This window comes from Cellulosilyticum sp., from assembly GCF_982396655.1.
This window is the reverse complement of the sequence record NZ_CEVXFV010000006.1, coordinates 1-21,218: the sequence shown is the minus strand read 5'-3', so window position 1 is coordinate 21,218 and position 21,218 is coordinate 1. Positions and strand designations below refer to the sequence as shown.

Below are 21,218 nucleotides of genomic sequence, written 5' to 3'. Positions count from 1 at the left end.
GGCAATATTGAATAGACGTGTAGGATTTGAAGTTCGCACCATATCTAATTTAATTAAGAGGCATGTAGATAATTTGCCAGCAATAAAGGCTGCTGAACGGGTAACAGGCATACATAGTTGGGTAATTGGTTATCTTTATGATCATCAAGGTCAAGATGTGTATCAAAGAGATATAGAAGAGGAATTTTCTATCAGACGTTCCACAGCTACAGCTATTTTACAACGTATGGAAAAGAATGGTATTATTGTTCGTCGTCCAGTAGCCCATGATGCTAGGTTAAAGAAATTAGAGCTGACTGAGAAGGCAATTAAAGTTCAGGAACAGATTGAACTTGAGATTATTGCCTTTGAGAAGAGGTTAGTTGATGGGATTACCGAAGAGGAGATAGAAACATTCTATAAAATAGCAGATAAGCTTAAGAAGAACTTAGAATAGTACTATCTTTAATAAAAGTGGGTGTGAATCCACTTTATTTATTGGATAAATTGTTAGTAGGCTGACAGTCTATGTGCTAACAATTATTCAAAATACACAATATAAGGAGGTTACTATGATCAAAAGACTAGCAGGCTGCGTAAGGCAGTATAAAAAGGCATCAATCTTGACGCCAATATTCATGGTTTTAGAAGTTACCATGGAAGTTATCGTTCCGTTATTAATGGCTAGACTCATTGACTATGGAATTGATAAAGGAGATATGGGATATATCACCAAGATGGGAGTTGTACTTGTTATAGCATGTCTCATGTCACTAAGCTTTGGTGCACTTTCAGGAAAGTTTGCAGCGATTGCATCCGCTGGATTTGCTAAGAATTTAAGACATGATATGTATTATAATGTACAGAACTTTTCATTCTCAAATATTGATAAGTTTTCAACTGCAAGTATTGTAACCCGTTTAACAACAGACGTTACAAACTTACAAAATTCATATCAAATGATTATTCGAATTGCGGTACGTGCACCGATGATTTTATTATTCTCATTAATTATGGCATTTACAATTAATGCGAGACTTGGATGCATATTCTTATTAGCAATTCCAATTTTAGGTGGCGGTTTATTCTTCATCATTAAAAATGTTCACCCAATCTTTGAAAGAGTATTTCGTACATACGATAAGTTAAATAACGTAGTACAAGAAAACTTACACGGTATCCGTGTGGTAAAATCTTTTGTTAGAGAAGATGTGGAAGAAGATAAATTCAAAAAGATTTCTAAAGAAATCTATAGTGATTTCACAAAAGCAGAAGGGACACTTGCCTTCAATGGGCCACTTATGCAGTTTACAATGTACTTATGTATGATTTTAATTGCATGGTTCGGAGCAAGAATGATTGTAGCAGGTAACTTTACAACAGGTGAGCTTATGAGTCTTATTACTTATGCAATGCAAATCTTAATGGGACTTATGATGCTTTCAATGGTATTTGTTATGATTATTATGTCTCGTGCTTCTGCAGAGAGAATTGTAGAAATCTTAGATGAACAAAGTGATTTAGCAAATGGTGAAAATCCAATTCATGAGGTAAAAGACGGTAGCATTACATTTGAAAATGTAAACTTCAGTTATGCAAAACGCAAAGATAAGTTATGTTTAAAAAACATTGATATCAATATCAAATCTGGTGAAACAATTGGTATCATTGGTGGAACAGGTAGCTCAAAATCTAGTTTCGTACAGCTTATTCCTCGTTTATATGATGTAACAGAAGGTAGAGTAACTGTTGGCGGCATAGACGTAAGAGATTATGACATTGAATCACTTCGTAATGAAGTTGCCATGGTACTTCAAAAAAATGTTTTATTCTCAGGTACAATCAAAGAAAACCTTCGCTGGGGTGATGAAAATGCTTCTGATGAAGAACTTATCCGTGTTTGTAAATTAGCACAAGCACATGATTTCGTTGCAGCTTTCCCAGAAGGTTATGACACTTATATTGAGCAAGGTGGAACTAACGTATCAGGTGGTCAAAAACAAAGACTTTGTATCGCAAGAGCACTTCTTAAAAAGCCTAAGATTCTTATCTTAGATGACTCAACAAGTGCAGTAGATACAAAAACAGATGCACTTATTCGTAAGGCATTTAGTGAAGAGATTCCAGATACAACAAAAATCATTATTGCACAACGTGTTTCTTCTATTGAACATGCAGATAAAATTATTGTTCTTGATAATGGTAAAATTAATGGTGTAGGTACACATGAAGAATTATTAGCTACAAATCCAATTTACCAAGAAGTTTATACTTCACAAACTAAGGGAGGTGAAGACAATGAGTAAAGGCCCAATGAGAGGACCAGGTGGTCCAGGCGGTCCAGGACCTATGGGACCAATGCAAAAACCAGATAAGGCAACAATGAAACGTCTACTCAGTTATCTTAAGGCATATAAATTCCAATTTACCACAGTACTTATATGTATCTTAGTGAGTGCTTTGGTAGGGGTAGCTAGCTCCATGTTTTTACAAACACTTATTGATGATTATATTGCACCTTTACTTTTACAAGCTCACCCAGTGTTTGACGGCTTATTAAGTGCTGTTTTAACCATGGCTGTTATTTATGTAATAGGTGTAGGGGCTACATTCTTATATAATTATTTAATGGTATTTATTGCACAAGGTATTTTAAAAGAAATTCGTGATACAATGTTTGCACATATGCAAAAACTCCCTATTCGTTACTTTGATACACATACACATGGGGATATCATGAGTCACTATACAAATGATACAGATACTTTAAGACAAATGCTTTCTCAAAGTATTCCTCAAGTCTTTTCATCTGTAATCACTATTGTGGCTGTATTTTGCGCTATGTTATATACAAGTATATATTTAACAATTTTCGTGATTATTTCAGTATTTGTCATGATGCAAGTTGTAAAAGTAGTAGGCGGTAAGAGTGCCAACTATTTCATTAAACAACAACAATCATTAGGTAAAATGAATGGTTTCATCGAAGAAATGATTCATGGTCAAAAGGTTGTAAAAGTATTCTGTCATGAAGAAAAAGCAAAAGAGTCTTTTGATGTATTAAATGAAGAGCTATGTAACAATGCGACAGAAGCTAATAAGTTTGCCAATATCCTAATGCCAATCATGGCGAACCTTGGTAACTTACAATTTGTTTTAATTGCCATCTTAGGTGGATTCCTCGCTGTAAAAGGTATAGGGGGACTTACACTTGGTGGACTTGTAGCCTTCTTACAACTTAGCAAGAGTTTCACAATGCCTATCAGTCAAGTTTCTCAACAATTCAATGCCATCGTTATGGCACTTGCAGGTGCTGGACGTATCTTTAAATTAATGGATGAAGAAGTAGAAACAGATGATGGTTATGTTACTTTAGTAAATGCTAAATATGAAGGTGAAAACTTAGTGGAAACACCAGAGCACACAGGTATGTGGGCATGGAAACATCCACATGGTGATGGCAGCATCACTTATACAAAACTTGAAGGGGATGTAACCCTCAATGAAGTAGATTTCGGTTATGTAGAAAACAAAATCGTACTTCACGATGTATCTCTTGAAGCACTTCCAGGTGAAAAGGTAGCCTTCGTAGGTGCGACAGGTGCAGGTAAAACAACAATTACCAACCTTATTAACCGTTTCTATGATATTGCAGATGGTAAAATCCGTTATGATGGAATCAATATCAATAAAATTAAAAAAGATGATTTACGTCGCTCTCTTGGAGTTGTACTTCAAGATGTTAACCTCTTCACAGGAACAGTTATGGAAAATATCCGTTACGGAAAAATGGATGCTACAGATGAAGAATGTATTAATGCAGCAAAACTTGCTAATGCCCATGACTTCATTACAATGCTTCCAGAAGGTTATGATACGGTGCTTTCAGGAGATGGTTCAGGTCTTTCACAAGGTCAAAGACAACTTATCTCTATCGCTAGAGCAGCCGTAGCAGATCCACCAGTAATGATTCTAGATGAAGCGACATCAAGTATCGATACACGTACAGAAGCCATCGTACAAAAAGGTATGGATGCCCTCATGCACGGTCGAACAGTATTCGTTATCGCCCACAGACTTTCAACAGTTAAAAACTCTGATGATATCATGGTACTTGAACAAGGTAGAATTATTGAAAAAGGTAACCATGAAGAACTTATTCATAAACATGGTAAGTATTATCAACTTTATACTGGGGCTTTTGAATTAGAATAAATTAGATTAGGTAACTAAAAGGGCCGTCCCTTGGCTACATGCCGACTAGCTACACCTTCCGTAATCTGTGATACTCTAAATTCGAAATATCAAAGAACGCGCATAACTCACTGCGCTAGCGCTCCGTTCAAACAATGCGCTAAAACCCTTTGACATTTCTTCATTAAGAGTATCATTAGATTACTCCAGAGGTAGACTAGTCAGCATGTAGCCAAGGGACTCTTTTTATTTAAATCTTGGGGTGAGGGAGAAAGAGAGGCTGAAGGATTATAGGGAATATCTATAAAAATAGTGTTTAGATTTGAATTTGCAAAGGAGATACAAACGATTGAAATTTCGTAAAGCAGATGAAACGGAAATGACAATATGTGCTGAAATATTAAAAGATGCATTTAGTGGATATGATTTCTTTGAAATATATGTTGATAATTTGAAGAGAAGAAAAGTTTTTTTGAAGCAATGATGGATGTTTGGGTAAAGAACAGTTTTAAGTATGGAACGGTTTTAGTTGGAGAAGAAGATGAAAATATTGTTGCTGTATTAAAAGCGCCTAATGACAATGAAATAGTTGTGTTATAGAGTAAGAGGGCTTCCAAAGGAGGCCCTCTTATTCTATTTTAAATAGCAACAAAGTTGTTTAACACAGCTTAAAGTGAAAAAGACTTGTAAGTACGCTGAATTAGAGTATTGAAGAGGGGAGAAAAATAGAAAAATGGGCATAAAAATTGGTGAAAAGATACATAATAAGGGAAAAATGAAAGAGGCATCTTTATATGAAAACACTTTTATATATTACGGCAAGTCCTTCGCCTGAGGATAAGTCTATTAGTAAGAAGTTAGGGAGATATTTAGTAGAAAATTTTATTAAAAAACATTCAGAATATGAGGTTCAGGAACTTGATTTATATAGTACCAATATTCCAGAAGTATGGCCTACTTATTTAACTGATGAGATTAAATTGGTGACTGGTGCAGATTATGATAAGCTTAGCGCGGAAGATAAAAAGGCTGTAGACCGAATTGATGAATTAGGTGACCAATTTGTTAAAGCTGATGCATATATTATTGCATCACCTATGTGGGATTTAAGCTTCCCGGCAAGATTTAAGATGTATATTGACTGTATTTGCTTAGGTGGAAAGGTGATTAACTTCCAAGGTGACAAGCAAAAACCAGAGCCACTTTTAAATGATAAAGAAAGATTTATGATTTATCTTCAAACATCAGGGGGGGACTTCCCATTCTTTATTGAATCCAAAGTTAACCACGGTGTTAGCTACTGTAAGGACCTTTTTAAAGGTTTAGGAATTAAACATTTTGAGAAAATCCTAGTAGAAGGCGTTATTCAATATGAAGAAAACCCAGAAAAATATCTAGACAAAGCCTTTGAGCAAATAGACAATCTTATCGAAAAATCATAAAAAAACTACCCCTTCAACTCCATTACATCTGTGAGTTGAAGGGGCTTTCTATTACTATAGAGAGGTGATATTATTATAAGATAGGCCTATGGGCAGGTAGTAATGGAGGAAAATGCATGAGTGATTATAATAAAGAGTTAGAACAAGAGCAGCAGTATCTTAAAACTGTAACCCACTTTTTAAAAGAACAAATTACTGTAGGCGGCCAGGCAGCAGCTGAGCAAAAACAAAACTTAGTAGCCCTTCGTAAAGAAATGTTTGAAGGAGGTATGCCTGCCGTAGATGATTACGATAGAAATATAGAACTAAGCCAATATCATACAATGGAACGTATTGAAACGTCACATTATGAACATAAATTAAGCAAGGTAGAAAAATATAAGCGCATTTTAGATAAACCATACTTTGGACGATTTGATTTTACAGAAGATGAGGAAGAGAAAGAAAAGGTTTATGTAGGCTATCAAAATGTTATGAATGATGATACGTATGAAGTGATGGTCTATGATTGGCGTGCGCCTATTGCAAGTATGTTTTACCGTAGTGAGTTAGGAGCAGCTAGTTATAAGGCTCCTTGCGGGGATATACATGGAGAAGTAAGCCTTAAACGTCAGTATGAAATCGAAAAAGGGGAACTTAAATATTTCTTTGACTGTGCCCTTACGATTACAGATGAGATGTTACAACAAGCTTTAGGAAATAATGCTTCAAGCCATATGAAAAATATTGTTGAAACAATTCAAAAGGAACAAGACCTTATTATTAGGGATGTAGAAAATGACCTTCTCATTGTTCAAGGGGTAGCAGGTAGTGGGAAGACTTCTATTGCAATGCACCGTATTGCTTTCTTATTATATGAACGTATGAGTGAAGGCTTAACAAGTGAAAATGTGATGATTATTTCACCTAACCACTTATTTGGTGAATATGTATCGACTGTTCTTCCAGAGCTAGGCGAAGATAATGTAAGCTACAGCACGATGGAAGATTTCTTCGAAATGTACTTTAAGGGCGAGATGCATATGCGTTCTAGAAGTAGCCAATTAGAGTTTATGATTACGCATAAAAATAGAAAGCGTATTCGTGAAAATATACATTTTAAAGGATCAAGCACATTTATTACTTTGTTGGACCGATTAGTAGACTGCTATGAAAATGAACTGCTTACATTTACAGATGTAAAATATGCAGGTCAAATGATTGGAAAGGGCTCTGATTTACGTAAGAATTTCTTGGACAATCCAATTCAAATGGCAATTGGTAGACGCCTTGACCGTATTGAACATGGGTTAATGAAAAAGCTTAATGCACTTGAAAAAGAAAAACGCAGAGAGATGATGAATGAGCTTCGTAAAAAAGGTGGATATGATTACAAGGACGAAGAAAAGGTGAATAACACTTTAAATAGCTATCATGAAGAAACATTAGAGGCTATGAGAAGCTTCACCAAGGTAAATGTCTTTAAGCTTTATGAAGCATTATTTAAAGACGAGGCGCTATTTAATAAGCTTAGTGAAGGTTTAAAAATGCCAAAGGGAATCGAAAATATCCGTAGTTTCACAGCTAAGAATCTTCGACCAGATTTAGCTACTTATGAAGATGGGATGGCGCTACTTTACTTAAAGATTAAAATAGAAGACCAGCATTACTATCCACAAATTAGGCAGCTACTTATAGATGAAGCGCAGGATTACTATCCACTTCAGTATAAAATATTTGGAGAAATCTTTAGAAATGTACAGTACACAGTTCTTGGAGATATTGGGCAGACGATTGAAAAGTCAGAAACAGAAGATTTATATGAGGAGATTATTCGCATTTTAGAGCCTAAAAAGGCTTTGAAATTAAGTTTAAATAAGAGCTATCGTTCATCTTATGAAATCAGTCACTTCACACAAAAGCTCCGTGATAATCAAAATATGAGTATTGCTTTTGAACGTCATGATGAACTGCCAATTATTGCAGAGCAGGAAAACATGAATCAGATGTTTGACTGGATGGAAGATAAGGTTAAAGAATACGAAGCCAGTGGTTATGAGACTATTGCCATCATCTGTAAGTCTCAAAAAGAAGTAAACCATGTTTATAGCAAGATTAGTAAGAAGATTAACTTACGCAAATTAAACCCAGAAGAGGATGGCTTTGAAAAAGGTGTTCTCATTATGCCAATCTATATGGCAAAAGGCTTAGAGTATGACGCAGTTATTGTTTATGAAGTTAATGAAGAAAATTATTATGAAAAAGAAGATAAACAGCTTCTATACATTGCATGTACAAGAGCGCTTCACCGACTATCACTTTGCTATACAGGAAAAGTGAGTCGTTATTTCGAAAGATAGAGCCACTAGACACTTGGGTACTGCGAGGCTACCCCTTCTGAAGTAGGTAATACTTAGAAGGGGGCCGCAGTGTCCAAGTGTTTATTTATGTTTTCGAATATCTAAGGGGGAAATGAAAGGTTAATTAGTTAAGGTGCGTAAAAAAAATTACAACTTAATCAAAAAAATAATACAATTTCAACTAAAAATATTTTTTATAAATAGGGATATGATAAAATATATATAAGTAAAGGAAAATAGCAGAAGTAGCGCATTAACAACATTTAATTACGCAGCAGAGGAAAGGGGCAGATGGTGTGAAATTATTGAGGAGATTAAGCATATTAACTTTATGTATAGGATTGGTTTTTAGCAGTGGCATTGTAAGTGCGAGTGATTGGGAATTACCAACTGTAGGGGTAACAATACCAGGGGGCATACCTAGCATGAGAAGACAATATATTGTGTATCTTAATGTAGTTGATGCAGACACAGGTGAAGCAATTGATGCAGATAAGTATGAAAGACCATATGAATGGTATGTACCAATGTATATGGGGGCAACACCGACTAATGAGACGAATAAAGTAAAAATTTTCTATAGGTTAGCCGAATGGGAAGGTGGCACTGAGGGACAATGGGTGAATGTAACAGATGTCATTGAAGAAGAAATGGATATAGTAGATGGATGGAACTTTACTAGCATAGAGATGGAAGGGACGACACCCCATATAATAGGTGTTTGTAGAGAAGTAGAAGAATCTGATTCAGATGAAGAAAAAAGTGATAATAATTATTTAGCTTCTTTAGAAGTGGAACGTGGGACATTAGAGCCTAGCTTTACCCCAGAAAATACGGCGTATACTTTGCAATTAGAGGAAGATGCAACTGAGCTTACGATTCATGTGAAGCCACAACATGAAAAAGCATCGGTAGTTGAGGAAACAATTATTACGCCGCTTTCAAAAGGTGAAAATAAAATTGGGATAACGGTTAAAGCACAGGATAAGAGTCAACGTTATTATACTATTATGGTAATGTGCGGTACGGGTGAGAGCAGTGAGGAGGATGAAGAGGATAATCAGCAAAGCAGCGGGAGTGGTAGCAGTAGTCAAGGACGTTATAATACAAGCCGTGACCTTGGGAATTTTAGTAAGGTGTCTCATGTAGCCACTAAAGTTTCTACAGGTGGCACTATGATTTCCAACTCGGGCCTTACAGCAGAACAAGCAGTAGCAGGGCTTACACCTGAACAAAAAGAACAGATTTTGACCAAATTAAAACAAAAGATGCCTTATACTTCTTTAGGATATACGATAACAGTCAATGATTTAAAGTCAGCTACTCAAAACTTATTTACAGATGAGCAGATTGGCAAAATTTTAGCATCTAATGAGCTTATGACACAATTAGGTATTAACTTAGATGAAATCGTTACAATAGTTAATTTAAGAAATACTGGCGAAGTGGCATATAGTGATATTAATGAGACTTCATCTAAGACAGCTATAGATGAAGCAATCTCATTGGGTGTATTAGAAAGCAGCGAAGATGGTAAATTTTATCCAGATAGCAATATCAAGGTTGAAGATGCATTTAAATTCTTAGATCGTGTCCTTCTTTTAAATCATATGGAAACAATGAAATTAGGTAGATCTACAGTTGAGTTATACTTTAAAGATATCAATATGGTAGATTATCCGTACATAGGTTCAGTCGCTTCTAAATTGCAAGTTAAGACAACGAAGAATTTAGCAGCGAAGCAGATAGGTGAGAATTTAACAAGACAAGAGATGGCACAGATGATTTATGAAATTACAGAAGGCAAGCTAGAAGTAAGCAATGAGGAAGTCTATATTGCAGATATTGATGACAATACTTATGAACCTGCCCTTAATTATGCAGTTAAAGCAGGTGTAATGGAACTTACAAATGACAGCATTACCCCAACTGCTAACCTAACGAAAGCAGAGACAATAAAGATTTTAATGAGACTCAATAAGGCTATTGTCAATATGCAAACGCTAGAAGCTAAAGCCAAAGAAGATGAAGCCAACAACAAAGTAATTACAGATTCCATGAGTGACCCAATAGCAGAAAAGCAAGAAGACGACAAAAATCAGTAAAAAGAAAAATAACGATTAATTAAAACAAGGTGCCTAGAAATTACAATTTCCAGGCACCTTGTTTAGCTTTTTTATGATATGTCTAGCGGTCTATTTTGCGACCTTTTCAGGTGCAGGATAGCTTTTTCCTTTTGTATCGACGCGGAGACTTTGGATGACGATATCTGTTGTTGGTTTATCTGAAGCATCTGTTGAGACGCTTTGGATTTTGTCAACTAGGTCTAAACCTGAGATTACTTTTCCAAAGGCTGCATATTGTCCATCTAGGTAAGTGCCATCTGCTGACATAATGAAGAATTGGCTACCTGCGCTATCTGGCATATAAGTTCTTGCCATAGAGATAACACCTTTTGTATGAGAAAGTGTATTTTGCGTAAAGCCATTAGCAGCAAATTCACCAGCAATAGCATAATCAGGTCCACCTGTACCGTTGCCAGAAGGGTCGCCACCTTGAATCATAAAATCTGAAATAACGCGGTGGAAGATTAAACCATCATAGAAGCCACTATTAGCAAGAGAAATGAAGTTATTAACTGTATTTGGAGCCATTTCAGGATAAAGCTCTAATGTGATTGTCCCATAGTCTTTAATAACTAAAGTAGCTACAGGTAATTCACTGTTAATAGTCGTATTAGAAGTAATTGTAATAAGCTTTGTTTGCTGATTCCAATCTACTTTACAGTCTAGATTTTCGCTTACGAAACGAAGTGGTACCATTGTAGTATTATTAATGATTTGAGGTGCCATACCCATATTTTGAGCAGCTCCGTTAACAAGGGCTTCATCTTTATCAAGAGTAAGGATAATGCTTTGAGAATCCTTAGCAATTGTAATCTTTTGAGCTTGTTTGTCAAAGTCTACAGTAGCACCTAGATTTTCACTGATGATGCGAAGTGGTACAAGTGTGGTACCATTTTCTTGAACAGGCATGACCGGTGTTTTTAGCATATTGCCATCTAATTTAATTTGAATACTAGATGCAAAACAAGGAAAAGCTAGTGCAAGAAGTAGAACAAGAGGTGCCAATAAAATGAGACATTTTTTGGTAGAACTAACAACTGATTTCATATGTATCCTCCTTAGAATTAAGTAAGTCCACTAAAAAAATGGACTATATATGGTTATTATATCATATATTATTAAAGACAAGGGGGTATAACAATATCAGAAAAAAAGTTAGGCAAAATACAAATAAAAATAGATTAAAAAATATAAAATATTATGATAAAATTAAAAATATGAGAAATAAAAGGGGCTGGTAGAGCCCCCAATACAACGAGATGAGAGGAGTAGATGCATTAAGACGCATTATTTTGAGTAGCAGTATTCGTACTGCTAGATGTATCTGTAGTTGTAGAACCATCTTGAATAGAATTCATCATGTCTCGAATCGTATAAAGAATATTACCAGAAAGAGCATTCATAAGATCTGGGTTATTATCAAGTTTATCTACTTTCCAGACATTATCCTCAAGTGTAAGTGTGATAGGAACTGTACGGTTAAAGTCTTGTTTGCTTTGACTTAAGTTATCGATAATGACGGTTTCAGCCTGTTGGGTGATTTCATCATCTTTAGCACCATTAAAAGTCATGGTTAAATCTTTTTCAAGGTAGTCTAAAAGTATGCTTTCAAATGTTTTACCTAAATCATAGCATCTAAATGTAACAGTAACAGTTGCTTTAGAAGCATCGTTAGGATCTATGGAGACTTTTTCTACAGTGTAGCTAAAGTCAGCCATTTTACTAAAGAGTTCATTGGCAACTTTAGGAGAGATATCTTCAACTTTATTTTTGAAGTTAGGGAAGTTATCTACATTTTCTGCGTAATATTGTTTGACAGATGAATAATCTTGATGCTGTAAGGCAGTTAAGAAAGAACTTGTGACTTCACCAGGATTAGAATCAACCTGATTGCCACAGCCAATAAGGCAAAGCACTATTAACGCACTAAATATGAATAATAAAGTTCGCTTTTTCATATGAACCTCCTAATGAGATATAAGTTTATATTTAATATTTACCAAAACCACAAATCTTATCAATAAAAATAAATAAAGCGGGGGATTTATTCTAGTAAGAGATATGTGAAATGCAAAGTAAAACTAGGAGGCGCAAAATGTTGAAGTTTAATAAGAAACATAAAGGGTCCATAAAAAGGCAGCTTATTGTAACGTATGTTATATTTGCAGTTGTGCCATTGCTTTTTGTGAATGTGATTTCAAGTACCGAGTCAGAAAAGGTGATGGAAAAAAACAGTAGTAAATTGACCATTGAGATGGTTAAGCAAACTTGTGCAAACTTAGATTACTTCACTGAAGATGTTGAAAAGAATTTAAATAAATGTGTGGTCAATAATTTAAATGCCACTAATAATAATTTGATTAATACATATATGCATGCCAAAGAAAGCGTACAACGTACAGCAGCACTTAATGAGATTAAAGTACAACTTATGAGTACAAGTACACTAGAAAGTAGTATGGAGAGTCTTGCGATTGTTACAACAGATGGCAAAATCATTGGCAAACTAGGGACCTTAAATGATTCTCAGCTTTTAAGTGTTAATGATATAAATCTTGCGACTAATGAGGTCTTATGGACTTTGAATATAGGGGGAAAAGCAGGGGTTTATTATATTAAAAATATCCAAAATACAATTACAGGAGAAAACCTTGGTAAAATTATAGTGAATGTGGACATGTCGTCGTTAAATGAGCAGCTTAAAGAGGTCGCTTTATTTAAGGGCGCCAATATTAGCATAGCGGACCAAGAAGGAAAAGTTATTTTAAGTTCAGATACAAATTTAACGAACCTTCAAGAAAAGATACAAGGTTATATGACGACGGCCGTCGGAAGTGGCAGTGAAACCATTGATAATTTCTTGGTAGCTTATGCAGTAGGAGAAAATGGCTGGAGAGTAGTTTCAGAAATACCTAGGACTGCTTTAACGAGTGATTTGAAGAAGGTAACAAGTTTTATATGGGTTTTAATAGGTGTAGTCAGTTTAATTGCGGTAGTTGTAGGTATAGTTGTTTCAAGAGGTTTTACAAAGGGCATTATTGATGTGATGAAACTTATGAAAAAGGCGGAACAAGGGGACTTAACAGTTCAGATAAAAGTCACTAAGAATGATGAAATTGGTATGTTAGGTGAAAGCTTCAATCATATGATGGCAAATATTAAAGAGCTATTAGTTGAGACAAAGCTTGTGGTAGAGGAAACATTAAGAGCAGGAGATGTTTTGAAACACAGTAGTGACCTATCCGTTGAAACCTTTGACCAATTGGCCTTATCCATTGAAGGCATTACAGGGGGTTCAAATGCCCAGGCTGAAAATATGCAAAATACAAGTGTGGCTATGGAATACTTAGCACAAAGTATTCAAGAGGTTATAAAAAATACAGAAGAGATTTATAACAATACACAGGGGGCGAGAACGACAATTGGTGATGCCACAGAGAGTATAGAGATGCTTCAGCATACAATGGGAGAATCGATGAATGTGGTAACAACAATTAAAGAAAGTATTACTAAGCTTAGTGAAAAGACGAAGAGTATTGAGCAGGTTATGCGTTTAGTAGATAGCATTAGTGAGCAGACTAACTTTCTAGCATTAAATGCAAGTATTGAAGCCGCTAGGGCAGGAGACGTTGGAAAAGGCTTTGCAGTAGTTGCTAAAGAAGTTAAAAAGTTAGCAGAAGAATCACAGAAGTCTACCACAGATGTAAGGGCAACACTTAATGATATAGAAGATAAGACCTCTGCTTGTGTCAAACTTGTAGAACATGCAGGTGAAACATTTACACATCAATCAGAAGCTGTTGAAAAAACTTATGAGGCATTTAATATCATTATTGAAATATTAAAGAAGATAGATATGCAGTTAGGTCATGTGAATCAAAAGACGATTCATATGTCTTCATTAAAAGATGAGATGAGTCAAAAGATGGAGAATATAGCAGCTGCAACAGAAGAAAATGCTTCAGCGACAGAGGAGGTAAATGCTTTAAGTTCAGAGCAAAAAGGTGTAATCGAACAGCTGAGAATATTATCTGAAAGGCTTTCAGAAAGTGTTGCAACACTAGAAAAGACTATTGCCAACTTTAAAATTAGTCATTAATCAAGGGGGAAAAGTAATATGCAAAGAGATGAAAAAAGTTATATGGCATACCAAAGAGAACTCATTAGACCATTTATTGAGGCAACAGATAGTCTGCCTTATGGTCAAAGGATACCTTCAACATGGCAGCCGCCTGAAGGTTTTAGTTATGAAAAAATAGACTTAGATGGCCCAATTGTAGAATGTCTTATACCTAAGGAAAGAAAAACAGAGAAGGTAATGTTTCATTTACATGGTGGTGCCTATGCCTTATCCTTATTAGATCCTTATCGTGAGGCGAGTGTAGAGTATTCTAATATAGCAGGGGGAGCAGTAGTTATCAATGTAGATTATCGTACAGCACCAACAGATGTCTATCCAACTGCACTTGAAGATTGTGTAAAAGCTTATAAGTGGGCATTAGAACAAGGCTATAAAAGTGAAAATATGATATTTGTAGGGGATTCAGCAGGGGGCAATTTAGTATTGGCAGTAACGCTTTATCTAAGAGACCATGAGATGCCACTTCCAAAAGCGATTATTGCAATTTCGCCTTGGGCGGATTTAGCATTTGATTTGCCATCAAGAGAAAATAATATTGATAAGGATGTTGTTATAGGAAATAATGCATCTAGGATATTGGAAGAAGCAAAAAAACCTTCTTATTTAGGAAAAGGTGATATTAAAAATCCATATATATCTCCAGTAAATGGGGACTATACAGGATTCCCACCATTACTTATTCAAAATGGCGGTCATGAAATATTATTGGATGATGGAATAATAGTTTATGAGAAAGCTAAACAGGTGGGGGTACAGGTTAAGCAAACTATATATGAAGGCATGTCACATGATTTTCAGTTACTGTTACCAACATTAGAAGAAAGTAAGGCAGCTTGGGAAGAGATGAGCCAATTTGTTAAGGAGATTATGGCATAAGGAGATACATAGTAAAAGACCATCGGGGCGAACCGATGGTCTTTTTTGAGGGTTTTATTTGAATTGTATAATTGAGATGTCGTTATCTTTTAAGGATTGTAAAACATAGGTTTTATATACCTGGTAATTATTTACCATAGTAAGCTTTTTTGTAAATTTCAGCAAGCTCTGTTACTTTTGGTAATCTTGGGTTTGCTGTAGTACATTGATCTTCGAAAGCTTTGTAAGCTAAGTCTTCTACTTTAGCCATGTAAGTTTTTTCGTCGATTCCAAGTTCTTTGATTGTAAGAGGAATGTTAACTTCTTTCATTAAGTTTCTTACAGCGTTAGCTAATGATTTAACACCTTCTTCTGGAGTAGAAGCTGGGAGACCAAGAGCTTTAGCGATTTCTTGGAATTTTTGTGGTGCAATGTATTTTTCATATTTAGGGAATACTACGAATTTACTTGGATTTGTACTTCCGTTGTATTCGATTACGTGTGGTAATAAAATAGCATTTGCACGACCATGAACGATGTGGAATTCACCACCAAGTTTATGAGCTAATGAGTGGTTGATACCAAGGAATGCATTTGTGAATGCCATACCAGCCATAGTAGATGCATTGTGCATTTTTTCTCTAGCTACAGGATCTTTTGCACCGAATTTGTAAGAACGTGGTAAGTATTCAAATACCATTTGAATAGCTTTAAGTGCAAGAGCATCTGTGTAGTCAGAAGCTAAGATTGATACATATGCTTCAATAGCATGTGTTAATACGTCAAGACCTGTATCAGCAGTTGGAGCTGCAGGTACACTCATTACGAAGTCTGGGTCAATGATAGCTACGTTTGGTGTTAATTCGTAGTCAGCAAGTGGGTATTTCATGTTGTTAGCTTTATCTGAGATAACAGCGAATGAAGTTACTTCTGAACCTGTTCCTGATGTTGTAGGAATAGATACCATTTGAGCTTTTTGACCAAGTTTAGGGAATTTATATACACGTTTTCTGATGTCTGCGAATTTTTGAGCCATAGCAATGAAGTCTGCTTCTGGTTGTTCGTAGAATAACCACATACCTTTAGCAGCATCAAGAGCTGAACCACCACCAAGCGCTACGATTGTGTCTGGTTTGAAGTTGTTCATCATTTCTGTACCGCGACGAACTGTTGTTAAATCTGGATCTGGCTCTACAGTATCGAAGATTTCAATAACTGGTTTGTTTGGATTTTTATTTAATTGGTATGTGAGTTTATCAACATAACCAAGTTTAACCATCATTGGGTCAGTTACGATTAATACTCTTTTTACTTCTGGCATTTTAGCAAGGTATGCTACAGAACCTGCTTCAAAGTAGATTTTTTCTGGAATTTTGAACCATTGCATATTCACTTTACGTTTTGCCACCCTTTTTGTATTGATTAAGTTTACTGCTGTTACGTTTTGAGATGTTGAGTTATGTCCATATGAACCACAACCAAGTGTTAATGATGGCATATTTGTATTGTAGATGTCACCGATAGCACCATGTGTTGATGGAGAGTTAACTACGATACGTCCAGTTTTAAGACGGTGGCTGAATTCTTTAATAACTTCGTCATCTGTTGAGTGAACTGATGATGTATGTCCAAGACCACCCATTTCAACCATGATTTCAGCTTTTGTGATACCATCGTTTACGTCTTTAGCTTTAACTACTGCAAGTACTGGAGAAAGTTTTTCTCTTGAAAGTGGATACTCTGGACCTACACCTTCAATTTCACAGCAAAGGATTTTTGTTTCTTTAGGAATTGTGATACCAGCCATAGCAGCGATTTCATATGGATATTTACCAACGATTGTAGCATTAACCATACCTTTTTCAAGATTGATTACAACTGGTTCAAGTTTTTTGATTTCTTCTTTAGTAGCGAAGTAGCATCCTTGAGCTTTCATAAGTGCTACTGCTTTATCATATATAGGAGCTTCGATGATAGCAGCTTGTTCAGAAGCACAAATCATACCATTATCGAAAGATTTACTTAAAATAATATCATTTACAGCTCTTTCAACTACAGCTGTTTTTTCGATGAATGCTGGAACGTTACCAGGACCAACGCCAAGTGCAGGTTTACCAGTTGAGTAAGCTGCTCTAACCATCGCAGAACCACCTGTTGCAAGTACTAATGCAACTTGAGGATGATTCATAAGAGCGTTAGTTGCTTCGATTGATGGATGTTCAATCCATTGTACACAGTTTTCTGGAGCACCAGCTTTGATTGCTGCATCTCTTACAATACGAGCTGCTTCAGCAGAACATTTTTGAGCTGATGGGTGGAAACCGAAGATGATTGGGTTTCTTGTTTTAAGTGCAATGATTGCTTTGAACATTGTTGTAGATGTTGGGTTTGTTACTGGAGTAACACCAGCGATAACACCTACTGGTTCAGCTACCATCATGAATGCTTCATCTTCATTATCTTCGATAATACCAACTGTTTTATCATATTTAATGCTGTGGTAAATGTATTCTGTAGAGAAGATGTTTTTTGTAACTTTATCTTCGAAGATACCACGGCCTGTTTCTTCAACAGCCATTTTTGCAAGGTGCATTTGATTTGAAAGACCTGCAAGAGCCATTGCTTTTACGATTTCATCTACTTGCTCTTGGTTAAGTTTGAGCATTTCTTCTAAAGCAACAGATGCTTTTTGAGCTAATTCATCAACCATTTTTACTGGGTCGATAACAGGTGTTTCAACTTTTGCTTTTTTGTTTTCTGACATTTAAGTGTGCCTCCTTAGTTGTTAACAATGTAGTTATTATGTGTAATTTAGTGTGATATATTAAGAATATAAATATGTTAATATCTTCTTGAAATTAAAATGTTATTTTTTTAACAAATAACGTTTTAAAAAAACGTAGTAAGTTTTGTGAAAACCTCAAACTTGACTACAAAATGATGATAACATAACTAGTAAATACTTGTCAATAATTTAACATATTAAAAAACCAAGTTTTTAGTGTATACATAGACTGAAAATTTATATGTAAGTGTAGAAAAGCCTGAAAAATATAGCTATAAAGAGGATGAATCAATATGTTAAAAAAAATACAATGAGTTTAAATGTATTTAAGTTATTCATATTGAAAAGGTTAAATAAAAGTTTTAAAGGCATAAAGGGGAGAGCCCTTTATGCCTTTAAAGCGGTAACAAAGTGTGAACTACAGAGGTCAAGGACAGAAAAAGAACCTAGGTTTCAGGGGGAGAATGCGTTTAAGATAAAAATAACGTATTTTCAAGCGATAGGGACATATACAGATACCCAAAAAATTGTGGAGTTATATAACGTAGCTAACAAGTAGCTAACAAATTAATACTCTAATAGTTCTATGGCAGAGCTTAAATCCTCTAGCGTCTTATGGGTATAAATATCGGTTACATCTTTGGTTGAATGCCCCATTAATCTTTTTAGCGTAGTGGGGTTAATATTATAGTTATCCATCTTCGAACAGAAGGTATGACGTAAATCATGACAACCTGAGCCGGTAAGATTTAATGATTGCATGATTGGATTATAGAAAGTAACCCTATAGCTATCTGGAGTTATCTTTGTGCCTTTTGATGATCTAAACAGGTATTCAAAGTTCTCATCATATCTATCATTTACTATCCCATAAATTTTAGAGTGTATAGGAATTGTCCTGATGCCCGCAGCAGTTTTTTTCCCTCCACTAATGCTTTTATTTTTTAAATCAACATCATTTATTTTTATATCGAGCATTTCAGAAACTCTAAATCCTGTGTAGAGCATAAACAGAATACTGTCTACCCATTGAATTTTATTTAGATTATCCCAAAGCAAACAGACTTCATCATGTGTATAAATTCGTCGTTGTATTTTGCTTGATATGTCACCAACCTCAAGAAATTTTGCATAGTTTTTTTGGACAATGTCATATTTTTCAGCATATGTAAATAGGTTGCCTAGTAGTTTTTTTATTTGCATCCTAACGCTAGGAGTTGCAGCTACACTATTAATAGTTTCTTGTAAATTTGCAGCATTAAGCTTACAGAATTTTACTTTATGAATTTCTTTAATTTTATTAAATGCGATAGAATGAGACTTTTTTGTTGAATCAGATAGCTTGGTATAATCTTCAGTAGCTGTCCATTTAACATATACCTCTTTGAATGTGATTTTCTTAGAATTTAAATCATATGGACTTTCATTATATTTTACTAAGGCGGCCACTGCATCAAGATATTTTTCGTAGTATCCGATAGGTTCACGTTTTTGTATGAGCTTACCTGTTTTATTATCTTTATCCATTCCAACTGTAATAATGGCAACAAACGGTTTTCGCCTGTTGCCATTTAATTTATAAACTGATCCATATCCGTTAGGGTTCTTTATCTGTTTCATTTTAAATCACTCCAATAATTATGTACTAACACTGTGAAAGCTATTATGGTAGTTATCATAATAATCCTCAACAGTGTATCTCATCATTTCATAAATTTTTTTGTCTGCATCAGTGCAGTTGATTGTAAACTTTCTTTTTAGTGTGTTAAGCCTTTTATTAGCCGCAATCGGTGATACGTTAAACAACATATAGATGTCTTCAGGAGTAACGGAACCAAGTTCAAACATTTTATATATTGTATATTGCGGCATTAGTAATTGTGCTGCAAAAAAGTGCGCTTCAATTTCTTCTATGGCGCTATCTTTAATGTGGCCCATGTATATATGACCGATTTCATGTGCAAGAGTCCAATTTAAATGTTCCAATGATTGAGCTTTGGCGTTGTACAGTACAACATAAACATCCCCGTGTTTAATGAAGCACCCTTCGCTGAGCAGTTGATTCTCGCCAGTAAATTCATTTAAATTTGCATTAGTCAATTGGCAATAATTTTGTATTGAGTCAAAAATTATATTTTTGTCATAGGCTAATGTTTTAACATCTATTCTGCTACTATATAAAGTTTGTTTTGCAAGTAATTCTGTAGCTAGTTTTTCGCAACGTGAAAAATTCGGTTTTGTAAAAATAAAAATCACTCCATTCTAGTAAGTTTATCAGTTTGTCCCCTTGGCTTTTAGATAAATATCTATTGTACTTTTGAATTGTGCTACTATTTGTTCGCGAACTTCATCAGGTGCATCATTAACCTTTCGACAAAGAAGTAACAGTTCTTTTTCAGTAGAATTTTTCGCTAACAGCTCATTCTCATTAGGTTCATCAATTCCCATTAAATAGTTTAAAGATACGTTAAAGTAATCTGCTATTTTTTGTAGCTTTTCTTGCTTTGGAATACTTCTACCCTTCTTCCAATCAGTAAATGTTGACTGGGCTATTCCTGTTGCCTTGGACACTTTATATGCAGAGACATCATTAATTGTCAATAATTGCTCAAAAATAGTATACATAAATACGCTCCTTTTGTTAAAAAATTACATAATTATGAAATCATAAGCAAAATATGTTGAATACTAAGCAAAACGATAGTATACTGCATATATGCTTATGAAATCATAAGTAAATACTACAAAACCGTACTACTTCGGCTTTGTTAATTATTTTGTCTAGTAACCGAAGTATATCACAAAACCGAAGTATACACAACTAAAAACAATTATTTAATTGAAAATTCTCACAGGAGGGGTACGATGCCTAAATTATTTTCTTGCGAAGATGTCGCAATGAGATACGGAGTTAAAATAATAACTGTCTGGGATTGGATTAGAAAAGGCAAGTTAAATGCTATGAAAATCGGAAAGCATTATAGAATTACAGAAGATGATATTAATGAATTTGAATATAAAGCTAAAAATAACAGGTGATGTATATGAAGCAAATAACAGTTAATGATGCTGCAAGAATAATGGGAAAAGCTCCACATTTTATAAGACTATGCTTAAGAGACGGCACGTTGCCTTTTGGAATTGCAAGAAAAGCAGAAGATAGTAGTAGATGGAATTATTACATATCCCCTAAATTATTCTTTGAGTATGTAGGAGAGTGTGAAGTCAATGAGCAATCAAATAAATAATGCGGATTGAGGATGATTTAGATGAATTCATGCCAAGGATGTAGGAAAAGAAGGTTTATGTGTCATTCGACTTGTGGTGATTACTTTATTGATTCATTACTTAATGAGA

At 35.0% G+C, this 21,218-nt stretch carries 16 protein-coding genes and 1 pseudogene; 10 read left to right on the top strand and 7 right to left on the bottom strand.

Annotation, left to right across the window (positions count from 1 at the left end):
- Nucleotides 1-7: 7 nt before the first annotated feature.
- From AC1VAQ_RS04030 to AC1VAQ_RS04005, 6 genes are all read left to right on the top strand, one after another.
- The gene (locus tag AC1VAQ_RS04030) at nt 8-436 is read left to right on the top strand and encodes a MarR family winged helix-turn-helix transcriptional regulator (RefSeq protein WP_302596709.1); all 429 of its coding nucleotides are present in this window, start codon (nt 8-10) and stop codon (nt 434-436) included.
- A gap of 115 nt (nt 437-551) precedes the next feature.
- The gene (locus tag AC1VAQ_RS04025; RefSeq protein ID WP_302596708.1) at nt 552-2,285 is read left to right on the top strand and encodes an ABC transporter ATP-binding protein; all 1,734 of its coding nucleotides are present in this window, start codon (nt 552-554) and stop codon (nt 2,283-2,285) included.
- A complete protein-coding gene (locus AC1VAQ_RS04020) occupies nt 2,278-4,194 on the top strand; it encodes an ABC transporter ATP-binding protein (RefSeq protein ID WP_330697511.1) in 1,917 nt (638 codons plus the stop codon). Before AC1VAQ_RS04025 ends, AC1VAQ_RS04020 begins: the two co-directional genes overlap by 8 nt.
- A gap of 773 nt (nt 4,195-4,967) precedes the next feature.
- The gene (locus AC1VAQ_RS04015; RefSeq protein ID WP_302596706.1) at nt 4,968-5,615 is read left to right on the top strand and encodes an FMN-dependent NADH-azoreductase; all 648 of its coding nucleotides are present in this window, start codon (nt 4,968-4,970) and stop codon (nt 5,613-5,615) included.
- A gap of 116 nt (nt 5,616-5,731) precedes the next feature.
- Entirely contained in the window at nt 5,732-7,954 is a 2,223-nt protein-coding gene (locus AC1VAQ_RS04010; RefSeq protein WP_302596705.1) for a HelD family protein, read from the top strand.
- 296 nt (nt 7,955-8,250) lie between these two features.
- Nucleotides 8,251-10,059, top strand: a complete 1,809-nt coding sequence (locus tag AC1VAQ_RS04005; RefSeq protein ID WP_479903500.1) for a cadherin-like beta sandwich domain-containing protein — start codon at nt 8,251-8,253, stop codon at nt 10,057-10,059.
- Between the two features lie 90 nt (nt 10,060-10,149).
- Here the strand turns inward: AC1VAQ_RS04005 and AC1VAQ_RS04000 are convergent, their stop codons facing one another.
- From AC1VAQ_RS04000 to AC1VAQ_RS03990, 3 genes and pseudogenes are all read right to left on the bottom strand, one after another.
- Nucleotides 10,150-10,683, bottom strand: a complete 534-nt coding sequence (locus AC1VAQ_RS04000) for a peptidylprolyl isomerase (protein ID WP_334307058.1) — start codon at nt 10,681-10,683, stop codon at nt 10,150-10,152.
- A 27-nt stretch (nt 10,684-10,710) separates the two neighbouring features.
- A pseudogene (locus AC1VAQ_RS03995) lies at nt 10,711-11,007 on the bottom strand (copper amine oxidase N-terminal domain-containing protein); the annotation flags it as partial.
- Between the two features lie 350 nt (nt 11,008-11,357).
- Complete coding sequence (locus tag AC1VAQ_RS03990) at nt 11,358-12,038, bottom strand: hypothetical protein (RefSeq protein ID WP_302596702.1); 681 nt, start codon at nt 12,036-12,038, stop codon at nt 11,358-11,360.
- A gap of 137 nt (nt 12,039-12,175) precedes the next feature.
- On the opposite strand from AC1VAQ_RS03990, the gene AC1VAQ_RS03985 reads away from it, so the two are divergent.
- Both AC1VAQ_RS03985 and AC1VAQ_RS03980 read left to right on the top strand, forming a co-directional pair.
- Complete coding sequence (locus AC1VAQ_RS03985; protein ID WP_302596701.1) at nt 12,176-14,179, top strand: methyl-accepting chemotaxis protein; 2,004 nt, start codon at nt 12,176-12,178, stop codon at nt 14,177-14,179.
- A gap of 18 nt (nt 14,180-14,197) precedes the next feature.
- Complete coding sequence (locus AC1VAQ_RS03980) at nt 14,198-15,097, top strand: alpha/beta hydrolase (RefSeq protein WP_302596700.1); 900 nt, start codon at nt 14,198-14,200, stop codon at nt 15,095-15,097.
- Between the two features lie 127 nt (nt 15,098-15,224).
- Here AC1VAQ_RS03980 and adhE read toward each other — a convergent pair whose 3' ends face one another.
- From adhE to AC1VAQ_RS03960, 4 genes are all read right to left on the bottom strand, one after another.
- Nucleotides 15,225-17,840 carry a bifunctional acetaldehyde-CoA/alcohol dehydrogenase gene (adhE, locus tag AC1VAQ_RS03975; RefSeq protein ID WP_479903499.1) on the bottom strand — a complete coding sequence of 872 codons (2,616 nt, stop codon included), beginning with the start codon at nt 17,838-17,840 and terminating at the stop codon, nt 15,225-15,227.
- A gap of 588 nt (nt 17,841-18,428) precedes the next feature.
- Nucleotides 18,429-19,481 (bottom strand): tyrosine-type recombinase/integrase, encoded by a 1,053-nt coding sequence (locus tag AC1VAQ_RS03970; RefSeq protein WP_303244018.1) that lies wholly within the window; start codon nt 19,479-19,481, stop codon nt 18,429-18,431.
- Between the two features lie 18 nt (nt 19,482-19,499).
- Complete coding sequence (locus tag AC1VAQ_RS03965) at nt 19,500-20,117, bottom strand: ImmA/IrrE family metallo-endopeptidase (protein WP_303244019.1); 618 nt, start codon at nt 20,115-20,117, stop codon at nt 19,500-19,502.
- An 18-nt stretch (nt 20,118-20,135) separates the two neighbouring features.
- Nucleotides 20,136-20,486: a helix-turn-helix domain-containing protein gene (locus AC1VAQ_RS03960; protein ID WP_303244020.1), complete on the bottom strand. Its 351-nt coding sequence runs from the start codon at nt 20,484-20,486 to the stop codon at nt 20,136-20,138.
- Nucleotides 20,487-20,726: 240 nt separating this feature from the next.
- On the opposite strand from AC1VAQ_RS03960, the gene AC1VAQ_RS03955 reads away from it, so the two are divergent.
- Together AC1VAQ_RS03955 and AC1VAQ_RS03950 are read left to right on the top strand one after the other, a co-directional pair.
- Nucleotides 20,727-20,900 (top strand): helix-turn-helix domain-containing protein, encoded by a 174-nt coding sequence (locus AC1VAQ_RS03955; protein WP_303244021.1) that lies wholly within the window; start codon nt 20,727-20,729, stop codon nt 20,898-20,900.
- 5 nt (nt 20,901-20,905) lie between these two features.
- Nucleotides 20,906-21,109 carry a hypothetical protein gene (locus tag AC1VAQ_RS03950; protein WP_303244022.1) on the top strand — a complete coding sequence of 68 codons (204 nt, stop codon included), beginning with the start codon at nt 20,906-20,908 and terminating at the stop codon, nt 21,107-21,109.
- The last annotated feature ends 109 nt before the right edge of the window (nt 21,110-21,218 follow it).